The sequence below is a fragment of the Sporolactobacillus mangiferae genome (genome assembly GCF_023336505.1).
Taxonomy (GTDB): Bacteria; Bacillota; Bacilli; order Bacillales; family Sporolactobacillaceae; genus Sporolactobacillus; species Sporolactobacillus mangiferae.
In genome coordinates, this window is sequence record NZ_JAMAST010000003.1 from 1 (window position 1) to 20349 (window position 20349).

The window sequence follows — 20349 nt, forward strand, 5'->3', positions numbered from 1 at the left end:
TATCGTCATATATTAAAATTATAGAATTTCATTTGAATATCTTTTTATTAATGTTTTTTAAAAAAGCAACTACATTAGTCAAACTTAGTGGTGAATATATGTTTTTCTCCCCAGAAATTTTATCAATAATAACCGGATTGCTTACAGCATTGTCATACCACGTTTTTATTTTCTCCCCTTCGATTTTCATTCCCTTTGCCGTTTTCCATGCCTGACCTGACATTCCTCCATAATGATGAAGCAATTCGGCAAAATTCCTTACTGCTGTAACAGTGAATCCATTGTTCAAGAGTTGTGCCTGTAGCTTAGTTACTGCCCACCACCATTCAAATTCTTCATCAAGTTTATACTTTGCATACAGATCTTTATCTATCAAAAAACAGAAACCATCACCTCTAGTGACAGGATTGTTTTCACAAACTCCATACGCGGTTGCTCCCTTTTTGTGAATTTTGAATAATTTGCTTAGCCATGTATCATCCCTGATGTCAATATCTGAATTAAGCAATAATACATAATCACTGCCTGGGCTGCAGTGTTGAAAAGCAATATTGTTACCTTTAGCAAATAACTTGTTTTCTGTCTCAAGTATTAATTTGTCAATATATCCATTTTTCTTCATTTCAATGAGCATTTTCTTTGTCGGGATGTTGGAATTATTATCAAGTACTATAACTTCAAACTCAACATACTTGGTTTGCTGAAGTTTCGTTAATGTATGCTTTGTGAATATCGGTGCATTATAAGATAGTATTAGTATACTGATCAATTTAATCGCCTCTTTGTTATTTTTTTAACCAAAAATTGGAATGAGGTGGTTCTATAGTTAACTAAAAAATATACAATATTGGGAATTGTCGCGCATATGATCAACTTAAGTATAAAATTAATGTAAGTTACTTCTTGGAGCACACTCGTTGCTGCGTATGTTATTAAAGCAATACCAATCATTATTACAAATTGAATCAAATACTGGGTGAACATATATTTAGCAGATTTTTTAAAATAACTCTTAAACAAAATAATTGGTTCATACCAATAATATGTGAGTATACGTGCTAAAAATGAAGCGAAAATTACGCCACCAATTCCGAATTTGTAACCAAGTAAGAGAGAAAGAAAGAGATTCAAAATAGCTGTAAAAAACATTATGTATCGAGTTTGTTTAAACAATCCTGTTGCTTCACGGTATGACCATATTGGTTGCATAATACAACTCAGATAGAAATTAAGCACTATTGCGATTAGTGTTAATTCATTAAAAACATATTTTGAGCCTATCCACAACTCAATAAAATCACTAATTAAAATAAAAAGTGATACCGAACAAAATCCTCCAATCCAAAAGGCTATCATTGTCATTGTTTTAAATATTTGATATCTTTTTTCTTCACCTTCATTTACAATTAAGTTCCCAATGCTTGCATTCGTCGATGTAAATACAGTAGAAACGAATTGACTGATGGCATTTAATATCATGTTGTAGTTTGAATAATATCCGACATAAATTGTCCCAATAATACTTGAAATGATTATATTATCAGTTCCATTTAATAATATCCCAGAAACCTTATAAAGAAAGACCGATCTTATATTCAAAAATATTTCAGAACGCTCATTTTTACTAATTTTAACTTTTCTTTCAATATATGGATATAATTTTATGGTTTTTCGAGCCAATAATAAATTATTGATAACGGTGCATACGATCATAACTGTTATATAAATAGCATAATTATGACATATAATCAAAACAATTAATTGACAAATACTTATTATTATTTGAAAGATAGTACTATATCTAGAAACAATATAATTTTTCTGATCCGCGGTTAGAATTGAAATCTTAGAAACAAAAAGATATGAAATAACAGAATTTATTAAAAACAATAAATAATACAACCACAAATAAGGAATTTCTTTTTGAGTATTTATTATTGTATTTAGAAAAGGAACGAGTGAAATTCCAATACACGCAACGGAAAACGCAATATAATTATATAACTTTTTATAATATTGCGTTAATGCTGCCAATTTATTTTTATCCTTTTGTGCTAAAGGATGATAAAAACTGTATACCATGGCTGTTCCTAATCCCAAATCTGCAAGGGACAGCATCGATAATACATTCACAAATAAGCCATTAAGCCCCAAATACTCTGCTCCCAATATATTAATAAAAAAAGAACGGTTAATAAAACTTAAAATTAGAATTACAAGTCGATTTCCGAATCCAAAAAATAAATTTTTAACTGTGTTAGTCGTTCGGTTTGTTTGGGGTACAACAGCAGAAGTTTCTCCATTCGCTTTTTTAGACACCTTTAAAACTCCTTAAATAAATACATGTATAATTTAAGCAGTAAACAATGACTAGTTGCTCACTTTAAACTAGTTTTCGAATATATTGAGTTAAAGTTTCAAATTCTTTGTTGAAATTTATCGTACATTCATTCTGCTTTATGTGCTTTAATTCCGCTATCAAATTAAAAACTTCATTTGTATTTGTATTTTCATATTCATTCAGATCCACAAATCGTATAAAAGGGATATCCTTAAGCCAGTCCTGATATGTGGACTTTATTTTATGATTGTAATTATTGAATACAATACAGGGGGTACATGTAATAACAGAAAATATCATTCCATGAAGCCTATCAGTTAAAACAACTTCTGAGTTTCTAAATTTTTCCCATAGAATGTTTAATTCTCTACTTCTATTTTGGGAGTTTACTTCCTTGTTGATGACTGTGTCACTAACTTGAATTTTTTTATACTTTGATTTTATGAACTTTATTAAGTTTTTTTTAAAATCATCATCAATAAATTGTTCTTCATCATTTCGGAAACACAATAATAAACCACTTCTTTTTCTGTCTTCCTTCTTTTTATTCAAGCTTAATACAATATCCGGTGTTATAACAATCTTAGCTCCAACAAAATGCTGTTTCATAAGTCTATATGATTCAGTCTCGCGTGCTACAAGTAATAAGTTTTTACATTTACTATAGATGTTGCAGCTTTTTCTGAGTTCAATTTTCCCAATAATGCTCGAACTATAGCTAAACGTTTGAGGAAATGAAATAATGAAATGATTTTTTAATTTCTTGATTATATATCTTCTCATAGATTCTTCCCAGAAGTATAGATCGCCCATATTCCCTCCCCCATGAATAAAAATAACATCTTCTGATCCTAAAATATTTTTTATTGATCTTATACTTTTAAGAACATCTCTATATGGAATTTCAATATACTTGTAATTTCTGAAATGCATCTTAATATATTCCTTCTGCGCATATGCAATAGCCTGATCTCCTAAATTCCCATGCGTTGGTGTTTGAAAAACAATCATTTTTCTGTCTGATCTAGAGATACCGGTTATTGTATGGTGTGAGAACCTTCCCATAAAGCACAAAAAAATAAATTTAAAATTCATTTTAAAATACTTATAAATTATTCTTGATCTCATATTTTTTTCCTTTCATTTTCTTAAGCAATTTCTTGATTTGTTTTTTAACAACATATTTTAATCGTATAAAAAATTTTTTTAACATGGATAATTCATCTATACTTTGTAGCAAATTCTTTTTGTACATTACTTTGTAGTTAAGCATACTTTCATATATTACTGACAACCTAAAAATAATAAATTTATTAAATATTTTATTATTTTCTCGTTCAGAATTTAGTATTTCTATAATTACTTTTTTTGAGACAAAAGACATAAAATCTGCATTTATATCTGAAGTCATTATTGAATTAGGCCGAAGTCGTCTTTGAAAATATTTATTAGGATCATATGCTATCCTATTACAATATTTAAGAACCATTGGTGTGAATAATTCATCCTCATGTTTAATTTGAGGCCAAAATTTTATGTGATTATCTATGATTACTTTGGATTTATAAAAATATAACCAAACAGCGGGTCTAAATATTTTTCTATTTGTATTAAGGTGTACAAATTCATTGATTCCATAAATTTTATTTGAAATTAAGATACCATTGTCATCATAGTTACCACCCACTGCGAAATAATTTTCAGACAAATCGGAATCCAAAATAACATTTGCGTTAAATCTAATTAAATCCAAGTTATAATTTTCTGCTGATGTCACAAGGTTTTCAAAAGTATTAGACAATAAATAGTCATCAGAATCCAAAAAATATAAATATTTTCCAGTAATATATGACAATGCTGCATTCCTAGCCATAGATAATCCAGAGTTTTTTTGATTAATAATTTTAAATTTCCTTAATCTTCCTATATATGATTCCAGTATTTCTTTGCTCTTATCAGTACTGCCATCATTGACTGCTATTATTTCCAAATTTTTATATGTCTGGTTTAGCAATGAATCAAGACAAACATTTAAATATTTTTCCACGTTATAAACAGGCAAAATTACAGATACTAATGGAAATCTGTCCAAGTTTCAATATCCTCCTGCTAGATATGACTAGGTCATGTTCATCAGCCTTGTTTAGTAAGAAGTAGTAAGATCTCCCTATCAGTTGTTTCTGTAAAGGAACACTTCTTTTGTATCTCTTCCGAAGCCGTTTTGGAAATTTCTAAAAATTTCCAGGGATGATTGTATAAATTTTCATATTGGTTTATCATCTCATTTATATTGTCTGAAAGCATTCCAGATTTGTCATGTGTACAAAACTCAGGAACTGCTGAATTATTAGATGTCAAAACAACCAAGCCACTGGACATAGCTTCACACATTGAGACCCCCTGAGAATCCTGTCTAGTTGGACATAAAAATATGCCATTTTTGTCATGCTCATTTTTTATTTCTTTTTGTGATAAAAAATGATTATAGCAATGTACATTGGGGAAATGAACGATTTTTTTTATTAGCTTCTTATAGTATCTCCCTTCGCCATATATTGTAATACTTATTTTGTTAAAATATTTTTTTTTGCTTATTCCCAAAATAAATTTAACTGCTAGATCATTTGCATATTTTTTTGTATTAAATGGCCTAATCAAAAGGATTTTTTTTATATCCTCAGTTGATTTTTTTTTATAATTAAATAATCTCCCGTCTATTAAATTAGGTATAATTGAATAATTTTCAATTTTAACTCCAATATCTTTCTCCATTGTTTTCTTTACCCAATTTGAGACAAATATATAGTGTATTTTTTTGTTGCTTTTATTTTCTAAAACAAATTTTTTTAATTTACTTAATTGGATGATATTTCTCAATACAAAACCAGGAAAACGATAATTGATATTAAATACTCTCCTCTTCCAACTTGTCGCCTCAAATAGGTGTATCCAGATAAAAATATTTGGTTCATACTCAAGTTGACTGATAATACTCATTATTGGAGGCATTAAAAAATGTATGATTATTTTGTGAGGCTTATAGTTATTTAATTGTTTTCTTAGAGAATGTATATTATTTTCAACAACCTTAATTCCTTCAAAAATATATGAACTATATTTATTTGAGGGAATTAAAACTTCAACATTAATACCTTTCCTTTTATATTCAAGAACTCTTCTATGAATAAATGCATTTTTATATAAATGATCTTTACTTGGATACGCATTTGTCAACAAACATACATTCATAACAAAACACTCTCTTCCAGCATGAGTTTATTTTCCAAAAGTCTTTTTAATGAAACTGTCGATAGAATTTAATAGACTGGTATTATCATTTGTAAATTTATCATAATGACGACGCCTGACTAATAAAATTTTTTCTTTTAATTCCGAAATATCATAAACTGTTTCAACATAATTTTTAGATTCAAAAAATCTTGCAATTTCAATTTGATGATTGTCAACATGTTCTTTAAATTTTTTAATTCTTGGAACTACAATAATTTTTTTTTCAAATTTTAGTCCCTGTATTATCGATGCCGTACCCCCATGTGTTATTAGTATTTCACATCGTTTTATATAATTTTCCATGGTTTGTGCATCAATATAATTAAACGTTTCAAAGCTCGAAGGAACAAAATGTGTAACGCCTTTTTGCCCAATCACTTTATCTATGATTGATCCGTTACTCACTAACTCATCCATCTTCCTGAAAAGCCGATCAAATGAAAACTTCTGGGTCCCAACAGTCATAAAAATCAATAAATAGTCCCCCTATATATCCCCTTAGGATAGCATTTTTTGAGATCGGTCCATTGAATGTAAAATTGGTCTGCAAATTTATATACAATTCTTCCTGTTATTGTTGGAGAATTTACTTTTGCAAAACTTTCAATAAAAATAATTTTCGAACCGAATAATTTCCCAATTAGGCAAAAAGGAATAACAACCCCAGCACCAGTGGAAATAATTATCTTCGGCCTAAACCGCAAATAAAATACTGCAGATATTAAAAAATTTATTAAATAAACCAATATGAATAATGTTTTTTTTCGATCTTGTTGAATCAAATAATTGACCTCATAAAAATTATTCATATTGGATGTTGATGTGTTTTTTTCAGTAATAATTGTATGTGAGTACTCCTTCACAATCGGTAGCAATCTTTTAAGTTGTTCTAAATGGCCTCCCGAAGAACTGATTAAACATATATCTGTTTTGCTATCTTTTTCATCATTTTCTATCAACAGCATAGAACAAATTAATGCTAAAAAACTTCCTGACAATGCAGAATAAAGCACATGACCAGCTAATGTACTAAATGCAATAATTACAATAAAGCTTAAATTATATCCAAAAAGTTCTTTTTTCTTTTTTGAATAAACAAGATGCCTAATGTATATTAAAAAAATGTATCCATAAATAAGTATAAAACCAATCAAACCATAGGCGAAGAAGGTGTCAAAGATATCCATCTCAATTTGCCGGGGTGCGCTACCAAAAAAATGTGAAACTGCAATGCCTGTATTTACATTTTTTTGATAGAAACCAATACCAAATATAACTTTTGGCAGTATATGATCAGAATAAATAAAATGTAATGCTGAATCTAAGAATAAATTTCTATCACTAAAAATATAATCAATAATATTATTTGAAATTCTAAAAAAATATAGATTTCGCTCAATTATTTTTCCAACTGTTTGTGCAAACACCGTTAAGACCAACATTAAAAATATTGAAACAGAAATAAGTATACCAACTAGAAAGTTAATACTAGATTTAATGGAGTTAATTCTAAAACTGCGCAATAGATATATTAAAATCGATATAACAAAGAATGCTATACTAGATTTTGATCCAATTAAAAGTGTCACAACCACCATTAAAATAAGTAAAAAAAGATAGCGAAATTTAAATTGATGTAAAGACACACTATTAAAAAGTAAATCCAAAGAATATATTAATAAAACGATCAGAACTATATTAATGTCGTTATTTGCATAGTAAAAAGCTGAGTATCCTCCTCCATTGCTGTAGGCTGAATACCCAACACCTAAAATTTTAGGTATTAAAATTGTTAAGGGAAACAAAATCAGACAAAAATTAAGTATATTTTCTATGGTGCCCTTTGAAACGAGTTCTTCCTTTTTCAACACTCTAAATGTTTCAATTGAAACAATAATAAAAATAATCTTGAAAATATTTGTTAAATCAAACACAAGGCCATGAATTGAATGATATATCAAAAAGTAGCCTATCTGTAATAATAATAGCGGAATAATCAGTAAACACAATTTCAAAAGCTTAGGTGCACTACTATACTTTATTATAAGGGTGGAAAATATTAATATCACAACAGTTCTGAACAATTGGCCTAAAACAGATTGTCCAAATGTAAACAGCAAATACCCATTAAGACTGTCAATGATTGGCACTAATACAAACGAAAGGAAAAATATAAATTCATACCAATTTGAGGCTATTCTCGATTTCATAAAATAAACTTTTTTCAAGCTTTTCACCCAATCACTTATCATTGTTAGTACGCATCCCTAGAGCCAAACATTGCTCCAAAAGTTCTGAAAATAATTTTCATATCTTCGAAAAATGACCTGTTGTTAATATATTTAATATCTAATTCCACCATTTTCTCAAACCCGACATTACTCCGCCCGCTGACTTGCCACAGGCCGGTGCAGCCAGGCTGCACTAATAGTCTTTGCATATCGTATTCGGTGTATTCATCGACTTCGCGTGGGAGCGGGGGACGGGGACCGACAAGGCTCATATCGCCTTTCAGGACATTTACGAACTGTGGCAACTCATCAATGCTCGTGCGACGGATAAAATGACCAATCCGCGTCACACGTGGATCTTCTTTCATCTTGAACATAGCACCTGTTGTTTCATTTTTGTCAAGCAGCTTATTAAGCAGCTGCTCCGCATTGGAAACCATGGAGCGAAATTTATAAATATAAAATTCTTTGCCATCTTTTCCGACACGAATTTGTTTGAAAATAACGTGACCATGCGGATCTTCCATTTTAATCAACAGAGCCACAAGCAAGAAAACCGGAGATAACAAAATAAGACCTGCCAGTGCTCCCAGAATATCCATCAGTCTTTTCATAAATAAATAGGATTTGCTGTTATTGATGACAAGTCCAGTGGATGATATATATTTTGTTGTTGGTTTCATATAGCGAGTCTCAATCTCAGTTCTTGATAGAGCCATCGTTTGTTCCTCCGTTTGCCCATTCATTCTTGTTACCCAATCAATTCCGGTGCCTGATCGGGGCGTCCGATTGAATAGTATTCAAGCGTTGCCTGCTTCACTTTGTCCAGCGCGTAACAGTTGCGGCCGTCAAAGACGACCGGTTCCTTCATGAGTGTATTGAAAATGGCCAGATCTGCATTCTTTACTGATGGCCAGTCAGTAATGATGATTGCAAAGTCAGCATTGTTCAGTGCTTCATGCAGGTCTTCTGTATAGTCAATGTCTGTGCCCAGCTGTCTCTTTGCATTGGAGACGGCAATCGGGTCATAAGCAATCACATCGGCGCCCATGGCGCAAAGCTTTGGAATCATGACAAAAGCGGGTGATTCCCGCAGATCATCCGTGTTGGGTTTGAATGCAAGTCCCAGAACGGCAACACGCTTACCCTGAATGCTTCCGAAGCGGGATTCGATTTTATTAAGCAGTAATACTTGCTGATGGTTATTGACTTCGATCACTGATTTCAAAAGATTAAAATCATGGTTTGCATTGCCGGCGAGCTGAACAAGCGCATTGGTATCTTTCGGGAAGCAGGATCCGCCGTAGCCGATTCCTGCTTTTAAGAAATCGGGACCGATGCGGTGATCCAGCCCCATACCCTTCGCGACTTCTTCCACGTTGGCACCCATGGCTTCGCACAGATTGGCGATTTCATTGATAAAGCTGATCTTCGTTGCCAGAAAAGCATTTGAAGAGTACTTAATCATTTCCGCGCTGGAAATATCCGTTGTCACAATGGGCGCGCCGAACGGTTGGTTCAGTTCGGCCAGAATGTCGGCTGTCTGTTCATCTTCCGTTCCGATCACGATCCGGTCGCCGTGGAAGGTATCCTTAACAGCCGAACCTTCACGGAGAAATTCCGGGTTTGAAGCGATTTTTATCTGAATACCGTTTTTTGTGTTTTTATTGATTAAGTCTTTAATATGAAAATTCGTGCCAACCGGAACCGTACTCTTAATGACAACGATGACATTCCGGGTAATATTCGCGGCAATATCGCGCGCAGCCTGTTCCACATAGTCAAGATTTGCCGCACCGTCCGGACGCTGCGGTGTTCCGACCGCAATATAGACAACCTCTGCGTCACTCAGGCCTTCCTGATGTTTTGCGGTAAAACTCAGATTCCCTGATTCAAGATTCTTTCGGATCAGTTCTTCAAGACCTGGTTCATAGATGGTCGGAATACCGTTGCTCAATTTCTCAACCTTACTCGGATCGACATCAATACAGGTTACCCTGTTTCCAATCTCCGACAGCGCAACACCTGTAACTAATCCCACATAGCCGGTTCCAATCACCGCTATCTTCATTCGAAACCCTCACAATCATCATTAAATGAACAGCCGGATGTTACTTGTTTTCCAGTGGCAGTTTATTGTCATGAAGAATTTTCTCAATGCCCTTGAGCACGTCTTTCTGAATGCTCTCATCCTTGAGCGCCATCTCAATGTTAGTCAGGACGAAGCCAAGTGTTTCACCGACATCGTAGCGCTTGCCTTCGAACTGATAAGCGTATACACCCTGCAGTTCATTCAGTTTCTGAATCGCATCCGTCAGCTGTATTTCACCACCGGCACCAATTTCCTTCTTGTCAAGAAAATCAAAGATTTCCGGGGTCAGCACATAGCGGCCAATGATTGCCATGTTGGATGGTGAATTGCTTTTCGGCTTTTCAACAAATTTGCGAACATCATACAGACGGCCATCCTGGGATTTCGGATCAATGATGCCGTAGCGATGTGTCTGATTCTCCGGCACTTCCTTGACACCGATGCAGGATGCACCCGTTTTGTCATATTGATTGATTAATTGCTTAATGCACGGAGTCTCCGCCTGAACAATATCGTCGCCAAGCAGAACGGCAAACGGTTCGTCACCGATGAAGTTGCGGGCGCACCAAACAGCGTGACCCAGACCTTGCGGCGATTTCTGACGAATGTAATGAATGTCAATTCTGGATGGCTCACGTACTTTCTCAAGCAGGTCCAATTTATTTTTTTGAATCAAATTCTGTTCCAGTTCGTATGCAATATCGAAATGATCTTCAATGGCGCGTTTTCCTTTGCCGGTAACGATAATAATGTCTTCAATACCAGCCTGAACAGCTTCCTCGACAATATACTGGATTGTCGGCTTATTGACAATGGGAAGCATTTCCTTTGGCATGGCCTTGGTTGCCGGTAAGAAGCGTGTACCTAACCCCGCAGCCGGAATGACCGCTTTTCTGACTTTCTTCATCAAAAAACCCCCTAAGATAATGGAGACACAGATCATGTTGTCGTGGAAAATTCTGTCATGGCGTCTCGCTGAGTATTGAGGACAATTCTAACTTATCTCTATTAAAATCAGCTTAAAATGGAAAGAGCGAGAACCCAGGATTCTCTTATTATACACTATTTATCTGCATGATATAGCCAAAACTCGACATTTTTAGCTCGCCTGAGCTATATGCATTATAGCACATTTTACTTTTATGAAAAGAGGAAAGTATGGGAAGAAAGTCACAGAGAATTGATGTTTCGGCTTTTGTTGCGTTTTGTTTCTCCATATTTACGTTTTGTTTACAAGTATGTTTCAAAAGGCGCTTATGCTCCTGTATTTTCAGTTATGAAATCGTGTCCAGCTCATCGTCATATCTGTCGATCGAGCCATTTTAGTCCGCGGATGTGATGTCATACACATGTTCCTGACGATGCCAGATAGGCCGTGTTGTCCTGGTGTACAGGCGGTACTCTCCTTCCGGCAGCTTCTCCAGATCTACCTGCTTCAAAACGTACTTCTGACAGAAACGCTCTGATGCCGCTTCGATGTCAGCTGCTTCGATGATCGCTGTCGGTTTGTTATATGCGTCTGAGATTGTCCGATTGTCAATGGATTCATGGTAAAACGCAAACCGCGCCATTTCTTCCAATCTCCCTTCTTTTTAATTGATGGTTTTGTCAAATTTCGCTTGCCGCGGGCACATCCATCTGCGAGGCTCGTGACACGCAACATTGCCTTGGTCAGAAGAAAACAACATTAGCTTTATTGATAAATATGTTCTCGATTTTCGGGCGGAATTCCTTGTCTGACAGTGCCGCATCCACCGGTGATCACGAGTTCCTGCCCTGTCATGTTTCGCCAATAAAATGGGTCTGAGTGGTTAATGGACAAGGATTCTTCGCTTCCTGCATGTTTTGTCGAAAACTATTTTTTGCTTATGCTTTTTTGGGCAGAATTTGACATCAAACGGGCGTTCACATAAAGTGAAGTTAGAACGAACGTAAATTCCGACAATTTTGTGGACTGAGGATCGATTATAATGAACAAACAGTTTGCGGTGATTGGTCTCGGGCAGCTTGGCTCAAGTATCAGCATGGAGCTGACAAATATGGGCTGCGAGGTTCTCGCGATCGATATTGACCTTGATAAAGTGAATGATCTCTCCGAATTCGTCACACAGGCGGTGCAGGCGGATTCGACCGATGAGAAGGTGCTGCAGGCTCTTGGTATTCGGAATTTTGACCATGTGATCGTGGCGATCGGACGCAGCATTCAGGCGAGCATTCTGACCACATTGCTGCTCAAGGAAGCCGGTGTGAAGGAGATCTGGGCCAAGGCTCAGAATGATTACCATGAAAAGATTCTGAGAAAGCTCGGCGCTGATAAGATCATTCGTCCGGAGGTTGAAATCGGCTATCGAATTGCGCATCTGGCGACGGCGAACAAAATCCTCGATTACATTGAACTGTCCAAGGATTACAGTATTATCGAGATTGAAGTCACCGAACGGCTGATCGGGCGGTCGATTATGGAAATCGACGTGCGGGCAAACTATGGATGCAACGTCATCGCGATCCGTCGCGGCCGCCGCATCATTGTACGCAGCATCGGCGAACTGAAGCTGGAGCATGGCGATGTACTGCTGATCATCGGCAAGACGGATGATCTCGAACGGTTTGAGAAGGAAGGCATCTGATCATCATCGATTACCGCCTGTGATCATGGTTATAAAGTTGGTTGTGTGGATCGGTGACTTTAAAAATGTGGCTTTCTTCTGCATTGCAGCGGATCCGATTAATCTTTCCGCTCGCGAACAGATGTGGAAACCGTAACTTTTCGCAAGTGCACCAATCCGTGCAACGAATCGCACTATCCTTTACATACATATTAAGGAGAAAAGTAATGCACTCCGTCCATCAACTGTTTGCAAAAATCAATTTTAGAAATATCTCTACGAACCCGCCTCTTCTGCTTTCCATGCTGCTGTTCGTCTTAATCTTCATCGGTACACTTCTGCTGAAACTGCCGATTGCCGTGCATCGGCCGATTTCCTGGCTGGACGCACTCTTCTTTTCGACATCGGCCTCGACGGTCACCGGCCTGTCTCCTTTTGACACAAACGAGACGTTTACCTTTTTCGGTGAGCTTGTACTGATGGTACTGATTCAGGTCGGCGGTATCGGCGTTATGGCGTTTGCCGTTTTTTTTGTTATTTTACTTGGAAAAAAGGTATCCGTTCGCCAGCGGCAGCTCATGCAGGAGGCGCTCAACGCGCCATCGCTCGGCGGGGTGATCCGGCTCGTCAGCTGGATCCTTGTCCTGTCCTTTGCGATTGAGCTTGTCGGCGCGTTTTTTCTTGCACTTCGCTTTGTTCCGGAGTTTGGCTGGGCAAGAGGGCTCTTCTACAGCCTGTTCCACTCGATCAGCGGATTTAATCAGGCTGGTTTTTCACTTTTTCCTGACAGCATGGGCGCCTACGTCGGGGATCCGCTCATCAATTTGACGATGATCACGATGATTACCGTTGGCGGGATCGGATTCACCGTGCTCGCCGAACTGCTCTCCACACATCGGTTTCGCAGGCTGTCGCTGCATGCACAGGTGATGATCGTCGGCACACTGGTCTTCAACTGTATTGCTGTGCTCGCTGTTTTCCTCATTGAATACAATAATCCGCGTTCGCTTGGCCCACTCGGGCTCAGCGACAAAATGTGGGCGGCTTTTTTCCAAGGCATCTCACCGCGCACATCTGGACTGACGACAATTGATCCGGCAGGGCTCAGTCAGGCGACGCTGCTGCTGACCATGCTGATGATGTTCATCGGCGCCGGCAGCACATCAACGAGCGGTGGAATCAAGCTGACGACGTTCATGATTGTCATCGCTCAGGCATTCACCTTTTTAAAGGGGCGGCGCGAAGTAGTGATTTACAGGCGTACGATCCGCCATCAGGTAATCGTGCGCGCGGTAGCGGTCATCTCCATTTCGCTGCTCGCAGTGCTGATCGGGCTGTTCCTGCTTTGTCTGTCGGAGAATCAGCCGTTTCTGGTTATACTGTTTGAAGTGGTTTCCGCATTCGGAACCGCTGGGGAAACGATTGGTGCGACCGCAGATCTGACTCCGTTCGGCAAAGTCGTGATTATGATTCTGATGTTCTTCGGAAAAGTCGGGCCGCTGACGCTGGCGTTCTCCGTCACAAAACGTTCGCATGTTGATATTCGCTATCCAGATGGTGAGATTTATACAGGGTAAACAGACAGAGATGTAGTTTTGGATAGTGGGACGCGATGTTTCGATTTTGAGGTGCTTCGTTAGAAGAGAGGGACGAAATTCGTTACGACTTGTGCGAATTTCGTTACAACTTTTATGTGGTTCGTTACGATTTTCGATGCCTTCGTTACAAGTTTGAGGAGCTTCGTTACAAGTTTGAGGAGCTTCGTTACGATTTTTACTAGCATCGTTACTACTTTGGTAGGTTTCGTTACGATTTATCTTCAGTTCGGTTGAAGAATCGCGGTGTTCGGTCCAACTTTTCGTTGATTCGGTTGAACTTTCGCGGTGTTCGGTCCAACTTTTCCCTGGTTCGGTTGAAGTCTCTCGGCTCGGTGCAACTTTTTTCATCGATCAATAAAAAAAGCGCTTCTCAAGTAAATGAGAAAGCGCTTTTTTCGGTCTGTTAATCTCCTGTTACGATTTGTGTGTGGTTTTGCTGCTGGGTCTTGATAAGACTTCGCTTCTTCAGTGCGAAGAACACGATGATCAGGCCATTGAAGAGAATGAGCAGGGCGCTGAGCACGATCAGATCCTCAGTGAGACTGCCGCCGATGGACAGTGTCTGACGCAAAGCGTGGACGACGTAGGTCATCGGCAAATACGGATGAATTACTTCAAAGAATCCATTGGTTAATTGGATCGGATAGGTGCCACCGGAACCGCCTAACTGCAGGACGAGCAGAATGAGCATTAAGAAGGCGCCGATTTTGTCGAAGAGCAGGTTGAACAAAGCAACGATGGCCATGAACGTCAGTGCAGTCAGGATGAGAATAAACAGGGTTCGTCCGGGATCGACCGGCTGCAGGCCCACCGTTACTTTTAGCAGGAAATACATGAGTACGGCTTGCAAGGCGCCGACTGCCCCGAGCACGGACATCTTGCTTGCCCACCATGCGGATCCGCTTTTTGGTTCTGTGCTTGGGCTGTATTTATCGTAAAGAAGGTTAAGCACAACTGCACCGATAAATAGGCCGATCGCCATCATATACGGGGCCATGCCGGTTCCGTTGTTCGGTACATCGGATGCTTCAGTATGCCTGCCGGTTACCGGACTCGACATCATTTGGTACGTTTGCTTGTTCGGATGAAGACTGCTCAGTTGCTTGCTTCCACTCGATAGTTTTCCTGCTAAGCTTGACGCGCCGGAATCGAGTTTGGTTATGCCGTCGCCCAACTGACTGGAGCCGTTTGCGAGCTGGCCGGAAGCGTTGTGAATTGCCTGGGATCCGCTGCTCAGTTGCTGCGCGCCGCTTGTCAAAGCACCGCCCTGTGTAGCGAGCTGCTGCGTGCCGGAATATAGTGAGGCACTGCCGTCCGCCAGTTGACTGATACCGCCGGTCAGTGATGGGATCTGTCCATTCAGCGATTGGAGACCGCGGCTGAGCTGAGCGGATCCGGTTTGCAGTGCCGATCCGTTGGCAGCCAGCTGCTGCGTACCGTTTGACAGTTTGTTGCTTCCGGATTGCAGCTGTTTCACCCCACCACCTAATGACGGAAGCTGCTGATTCAGTTGACCCAGGCCGGTAGTCAGCTGATCAGCACCTTGATTCAATGCATCACTGTTCTGCGCCAGATTGCTTGCTCCAATTGCCAGCTTGTTACTGGATTGCGCAAGCTTTTGAACACCGCTTCTGAATGCTGGCAATTGTTTATTTGCGGTTTGGACTTGATCGTTTGCTTCCTGCAGGCCGGTATTGAGCTGGTCTGATGCTGCTTGCAGTTGGGTGAGCGTTGCGCCCATTTGCTGATTTTGGTCTTGCAAGTCCGCAAGCTGATCTTGAAGTTGTCCCAACGTTTTATTTAAGCTGTCCTTCGTTGCTTGGTCTTGGACAGTTGAAATGGTCTGTCCTAAAGTTGTGATCGTTGTCTGCAAGTCTTTCATTTGTTTTTGCTGTGCACTGCTGTTTGCCTGGGTGCTTAACTGACTCAACCCACCATTCAGCTGCGCGCTTCCTGAACTTAGCCTTTGCAGTCCATCGCCCAGTGTTTGAGAGCTGGAAACAATTCCCGGCACCTGGCTGTTCAGCTGCTGTATGCCGGTGTTCAGCGCGGCTGTTCCGTCTTTCAACTGAGAAACGCCATTGGTGTAGTCAGTCAATCCAGAACTGAGTTGGGATGAACCGCTGTTCAGACGGGAAACTCCAGATTGAAGCGGCGCAACTTTGGCCGCGAGCGTATTGATTCCTGTATTGAGTTGTCCGGCACCCGCGTTCAGATCCGACGCGCCTTTGGTATACGCACTTACGCCGCCGTTCAACTGATCCGCACCACTGCTGAGTGATGAAACGCCTTCGCTGAGCGGACCGACTTTGCTGCGCAGTGATCGAAGTCCGTTATTCAGATCTGAAGCACCTTGATTCACTTGCTGGACACCGGCAATGTATTGGTTGAGCCCTTCGGTTAATGTGTTGGCGCCGTCAGAGAACGTCAGGCTGCTGGATGCAAGTTTTTTCAAACCGCCGGTTACCTTGCTGTTTCCACTACTGAGTTGACTGATGCCCTTTTTCAGTTGCTGGCTGCCGTCAGCGGCTTTGCTCATGCCGCTGCCTGCTTCGGCGATTTGATCAAACATCGTTTTCGCGTAGATGCTTGCGACTTCATTGGACACGCGGTCACGCAGCTTCACCGCAGCGGATTCGGAGAACTTAGAGCCGATGAAGTTGTTTCCGGCATTGGTTTTATAGGTGATATTCATTTTCTTCGGATCTTTGTCCATCAGTGTGGTTGCATGACTTGAGAAGCTGCCGGGAATCGTCAGGATCATATAATAATCGCCGTTCGCCAGCCCTTTTTCCGCCTCGTGTTCACTGACAAAATGAAAGTCAAGCGCCTTGGATTTCTTCATTTGCCTGACCATATCGTCACCAACGGCTAACTGCTGGCCCTGGTAGCTGACTTTGTGGTCGTGATTGACGACGGCAACGGGAAGTTCTTCCATTTTCCCATAAGCATCCCATAAGGAGGAGAGAAAAATGAGCCCATAGAGTGTCGGAATAACCATGATTCCGCAAAGAATCACGATCAGTTTCCTGTTTGTCATAATTTTCTTCCATTCACTTCTGATCATTGCTGCTGTCTCCTGCCTTTCCTTGCACTGACTGATCGGTGAGGCTTACCCAGTCGAATTGCTTTTTCTCATAATCGTGGCTGGTCAGAACGTCATTGAGTGAAAATTGACTCAGTCTCCGTTTGAATAAGCGCTCCGCTTCGCCAAAAATATTCAGTACCTCGTTTTCTTTCTGAATCACATGATCGTTGGAAAAAAAGACGCGCTCAGCCAAATGTGAGGATTGAATCGCACTTTTTTTACCTTCAATGGCTTCAAATATATCCAGCATCGTCATCTCGGACGGCGATTTGGCAAGTGAAAATCCGCCTTCTTTGCTTGCTGAAGAAATAACCAGCCCAGCAACGACCAGATGCCGGACAATTTTTTTCAAATAAGAATCCGACACCTGGAGTCGCTTGCTGAGAATAAAGCTCTTCAATGGGCGTTGGTTCAGTTGTGTTGCAAGCATGGCAAGAATACAGATGGCCTGCTCGACGCCGCTTTTCATTTTCATTAAATGGTTCACCTCTTTTGACAGGCGGGAATTGTTTACGTGGTTATTATATATCCATAGATAAATAAAGTCCATAGATTATTTTTGTCTATGGTTATTTTTTTATTTTCTATATTTTTTGTAAGAAATTTCTTTGCAGCGGGTGGCAGATACAATAAAATTCAAGCGAAAAAAACAACAACTGACGGAGCCTGTGTTTCATCTTGTATCCTTACTTCGCTGTCACTTTTTCGATGATCATCTTGTCTCCTGGGCTTTCGCCGTTAACCAATGGCCGCCGCCTACATACAGTGTATTTGTTGTTAAAAACCCAAATCAATCAGGAGAGTGACCCGAAATATGATGTATGGACAGCAGAATGATTTTCCAATGAATGAATGCCCGGATTGTACGAATTCCTATCGAAATGCCATGAATCCTTACAGTAATCGAAATAGTAATCAAAATCAAAATATGAATCCGGCTATGAGCCCTTTCAGTCATCCGAATCAAAACATGAATCCAGGCATGAGTCCCTACAGTAATTCGAACCCATCTATGGGCCCGGTCCAGAAACCTGCTCAAAAGCCTGATACTCAGAACTTGAAAAATGCCGTTCTGTCTGCGATTGACCCGCTCGTTAAGTACGGCCTTAAAGAAGGAAAGCACACATCGTTCCCCCACGCATTAAGAGAAACAGCGGCGATCGCTTATCTGATGGGGACCGGATATCCGTTACCAATGGCAAGACAGATCGTTGAATCCTGGGAAACAGACGAGATGTTTTATCCTGCCCAGCCGTATTGATTGGCTCGGTGTTCATGCGGCCTGCTTACGGCCCCGCCGCTTGCATGTTTTTATCCTGCGATGCATTCTGAACAGTCATTTGGATGCCCTGAACATTCCTGTAATGAAAAAGGCACGAGCCCGGCAATCGGCTTATGCCTTTTTCAGCTCTGTTTTGTTTTCATTACCAGGGACAGTGCACGTACTGCTCACTCCAGCAGTGACATCGAGGATTCTGATTATCCGAGGGGAACGTGTGCAGCCCGTGCTGATGCTCTTTTTTCATCTGCACGGATTCTGCGTGCCTTCAACGTTCCGTCAAACAACAAAAGCGCAAACCTGTGCAGGAGGTCTGCGCTTTGTCGTCTTTTTATTTTGCCGGTTTAATGACCCGGCCCATCGGCGTGTGGACGATTTCACCGTTTTTCATCACGGTTTCGCCGCGGACGATTGTTTCGATGGGCATGCCCTTCACTTTCCATCCGTCGTAGGCGGTCACTTTGCTTTTGCTGTGCAGGTTCGCCGCCCTGATTGTTGCTTCCTTGTTCATGTCAATGATCGTGATGTCGGCATCGGTACCGACCGCGAGCGAGCCTTTTTGCGGATAGATGCCGAAGCGCCTGGCTGGATTTTCGGACATGAGTGCGGCGAGCTTCTGCAATGTGAGCCGGCCTTCGTTAACCGCGTTCAGCATGAGCGGGACCATCGTTTCGGTGCCTGGCATCCCGGCAGGAATCTCCCACAGGCTTCCCGTCTTCTCTTCCGGTGTATGCGGTGCATGATCTGAAGAGACAATCGTGATCGTACCGTCGTTGATCGCCTGCCAGAGTGCATCCTGGTCTTTCTTGTATTTAACCGGCGGATAGATTTTCATGACCGGACCGACCTTCGGATAGTCCTCATTGCTGAGGAACAGGTAGTGCGGACAGGTTTCGGCACTGACGGGCGCGCCCCCGGCCTGCGCACGGCGAATGGCTTCGGCCGCCTCAGCAGTAGTGACGTGCAGGACATGCAGCTTTGCGCCGGATGCGCGCGCGAATGCAGTGCCCATCTGAACGGTGACTTCTTCCGCAAGATTCGGGCGGCCGTCGAGCAAGGCTTCGTAATCAGTCCGTCCTGTTCTTTTCACCTGTTCGGTGAGCACCTGGATCAGGCTGCTGTCTTCGCCGTGAATCGCAAGGACATTGCCGGTTCCGGCAACATGCTGGAAAATCGTGTACACTTCGCCGTCGGTCAGCGGCGGCAGCACATCACTCATGCCTGGCTCATAATTGTAAGTCAGCTGAAACGTGTTCTTATTGACAGCATAGCCCCAGAAATATTTGAAGCCGATGACACCTGATTCATGCAGCTCAGGCAGACTGGCATTATTCATCGGACCGAGCGCAATGCCCCAGAGACCGAAATCAACATGGGCTTTTGGTGTCAGGTTGGCGACCTGCGCCTGAAAACTGGCCGCGTCACGCGTTGGCGGTGTCGTGTTCGGCATATCAAAAACCGTGGTGATTCCGCCGGCGGCGGCCGCCTGAGTTGAGGTGAAAAAGTCTTCCTTATAGATTGGTCCCGGATCGCGTGAATGGACGTGCACATCGATTAGTCCGGGCAGTATGTAGTTTCCGGTAGCGTCAGTTTCTCTTTTTGTATTTCCTTCGAGCGGTTCAGATGAGATCGCGGCGATTTTCCCGTCTTTGATATAAATATCGGCTTTATACGTATCGTTTGGTGTGACGATGGTTCCGTTTTTAATGACACAGTCCCAGTTCATGTATCCGCCTCGATTCGTTTTTTTTTATATCCTTCTGCATCAGCGAAAAAATCCCGCTGAAATCTTCTCTACATAGACTTACCATGTGACAGCCTAT

General features: G+C 40.7%; 17 protein-coding genes. 3 read left to right on the plus strand and 14 right to left on the minus strand.

Going from position 1 to position 20349, the window contains the following annotated elements; all coding sequences use genetic code 11:
• Nucleotides 1-28: 28 nt before the first annotated feature.
• The 11 genes from M3N64_RS04285 to M3N64_RS04335 form a co-directional block, all read right to left on the minus strand.
• Nucleotides 29-769 (minus strand): glycosyltransferase family 2 protein, encoded by a 741-nt coding sequence (locus M3N64_RS04285; RefSeq protein ID WP_249098613.1) that lies wholly within the window; start codon nt 767-769, stop codon nt 29-31.
• Entirely contained in the window at nt 766-2319 is a 1554-nt protein-coding gene (locus M3N64_RS04290) for a lipopolysaccharide biosynthesis protein (protein ID WP_249098616.1), read from the minus strand. Before M3N64_RS04290 ends, M3N64_RS04285 begins: the two co-directional genes overlap by 4 nt.
• Nucleotides 2320-2383: 64 nt before the next feature.
• A complete protein-coding gene (locus M3N64_RS04295) occupies nt 2384-3352 on the minus strand; it encodes a polysaccharide pyruvyl transferase family protein (protein ID WP_249098620.1) in 969 nt (322 codons plus the stop codon).
• Nucleotides 3353-3446: 94 nt separating this feature from the next.
• The gene (locus M3N64_RS04300; protein WP_249098623.1) at nt 3447-4433 is read right to left on the minus strand and encodes a glycosyltransferase; all 987 of its coding nucleotides are present in this window, start codon (nt 4431-4433) and stop codon (nt 3447-3449) included.
• A 41-nt stretch (nt 4434-4474) separates the two neighbouring features.
• Nucleotides 4475-5575 carry a glycosyltransferase family 4 protein gene (locus tag M3N64_RS04305; protein ID WP_249098625.1) on the minus strand — a complete coding sequence of 367 codons (1101 nt, stop codon included), beginning with the start codon at nt 5573-5575 and terminating at the stop codon, nt 4475-4477.
• 42 nt (nt 5576-5617) lie between these two features.
• Nucleotides 5618-6097, minus strand: coding sequence for a PssE/Cps14G family polysaccharide biosynthesis glycosyltransferase (gene pssE, locus M3N64_RS04310; RefSeq protein ID WP_249099410.1), 480 nt, complete (start codon nt 6095-6097; stop codon nt 5618-5620).
• 5 nt (nt 6098-6102) lie between these two features.
• Entirely contained in the window at nt 6103-7884 is a 1782-nt protein-coding gene (pssD, locus tag M3N64_RS04315; RefSeq protein WP_249098628.1) for a PssD/Cps14F family polysaccharide biosynthesis glycosyltransferase, read from the minus strand.
• Nucleotides 7885-7886: 2 nt separating this feature from the next.
• Entirely contained in the window at nt 7887-8546 is a 660-nt protein-coding gene (locus M3N64_RS04320; RefSeq protein WP_249099412.1) for a sugar transferase, read from the minus strand.
• A 68-nt stretch (nt 8547-8614) separates the two neighbouring features.
• Nucleotides 8615-9934, minus strand: a complete 1320-nt coding sequence (locus M3N64_RS04325; protein ID WP_249098630.1) for a UDP-glucose dehydrogenase family protein — start codon at nt 9932-9934, stop codon at nt 8615-8617.
• A gap of 40 nt (nt 9935-9974) precedes the next feature.
• Nucleotides 9975-10862 carry a UTP--glucose-1-phosphate uridylyltransferase GalU gene (gene galU / locus M3N64_RS04330; RefSeq protein ID WP_249098632.1) on the minus strand — a complete coding sequence of 296 codons (888 nt, stop codon included), beginning with the start codon at nt 10860-10862 and terminating at the stop codon, nt 9975-9977.
• 415 nt (nt 10863-11277) lie between these two features.
• A complete protein-coding gene (locus M3N64_RS04335; RefSeq protein ID WP_249098635.1) occupies nt 11278-11526 on the minus strand; it encodes a hypothetical protein in 249 nt (82 codons plus the stop codon).
• 399 nt (nt 11527-11925) lie between these two features.
• Between M3N64_RS04335 and M3N64_RS04340 the strand changes: the two genes are divergently transcribed.
• Both M3N64_RS04340 and M3N64_RS04345 read left to right on the plus strand, forming a co-directional pair.
• Nucleotides 11926-12582 carry a potassium channel family protein gene (locus tag M3N64_RS04340; RefSeq protein ID WP_249098639.1) on the plus strand — a complete coding sequence of 219 codons (657 nt, stop codon included), beginning with the start codon at nt 11926-11928 and terminating at the stop codon, nt 12580-12582.
• A gap of 206 nt (nt 12583-12788) precedes the next feature.
• Nucleotides 12789-14138: a TrkH family potassium uptake protein gene (locus M3N64_RS04345; protein ID WP_249098642.1), complete on the plus strand. Its 1350-nt coding sequence runs from the start codon at nt 12789-12791 to the stop codon at nt 14136-14138.
• 424 nt (nt 14139-14562) lie between these two features.
• Here M3N64_RS04345 and M3N64_RS04350 read toward each other — a convergent pair whose 3' ends face one another.
• Together M3N64_RS04350 and M3N64_RS04355 are read right to left on the minus strand one after the other, a co-directional pair.
• Nucleotides 14563-17226: a YhgE/Pip domain-containing protein gene (locus M3N64_RS04350; RefSeq protein ID WP_249098644.1), complete on the minus strand. Its 2664-nt coding sequence runs from the start codon at nt 17224-17226 to the stop codon at nt 14563-14565.
• Nucleotides 17213-17722, minus strand: coding sequence for an Rrf2 family transcriptional regulator (locus M3N64_RS04355; protein ID WP_249098649.1), 510 nt, complete (start codon nt 17720-17722; stop codon nt 17213-17215). The genes M3N64_RS04350 and M3N64_RS04355 overlap by 14 nt, the downstream gene beginning before the upstream one ends.
• A gap of 339 nt (nt 17723-18061) precedes the next feature.
• On the opposite strand from M3N64_RS04355, the gene M3N64_RS04360 reads away from it, so the two are divergent.
• Nucleotides 18062-18508, plus strand: coding sequence for a hypothetical protein (locus M3N64_RS04360; protein ID WP_249098651.1), 447 nt, complete (start codon nt 18062-18064; stop codon nt 18506-18508).
• Between the two features lie 349 nt (nt 18509-18857).
• Here the strand turns inward: M3N64_RS04360 and allB are convergent, their stop codons facing one another.
• Nucleotides 18858-20252 carry an allantoinase AllB gene (allB, locus tag M3N64_RS04365; RefSeq protein ID WP_249098654.1) on the minus strand — a complete coding sequence of 465 codons (1395 nt, stop codon included), beginning with the start codon at nt 20250-20252 and terminating at the stop codon, nt 18858-18860.
• Nucleotides 20253-20349 lie beyond the last annotated feature (97 nt).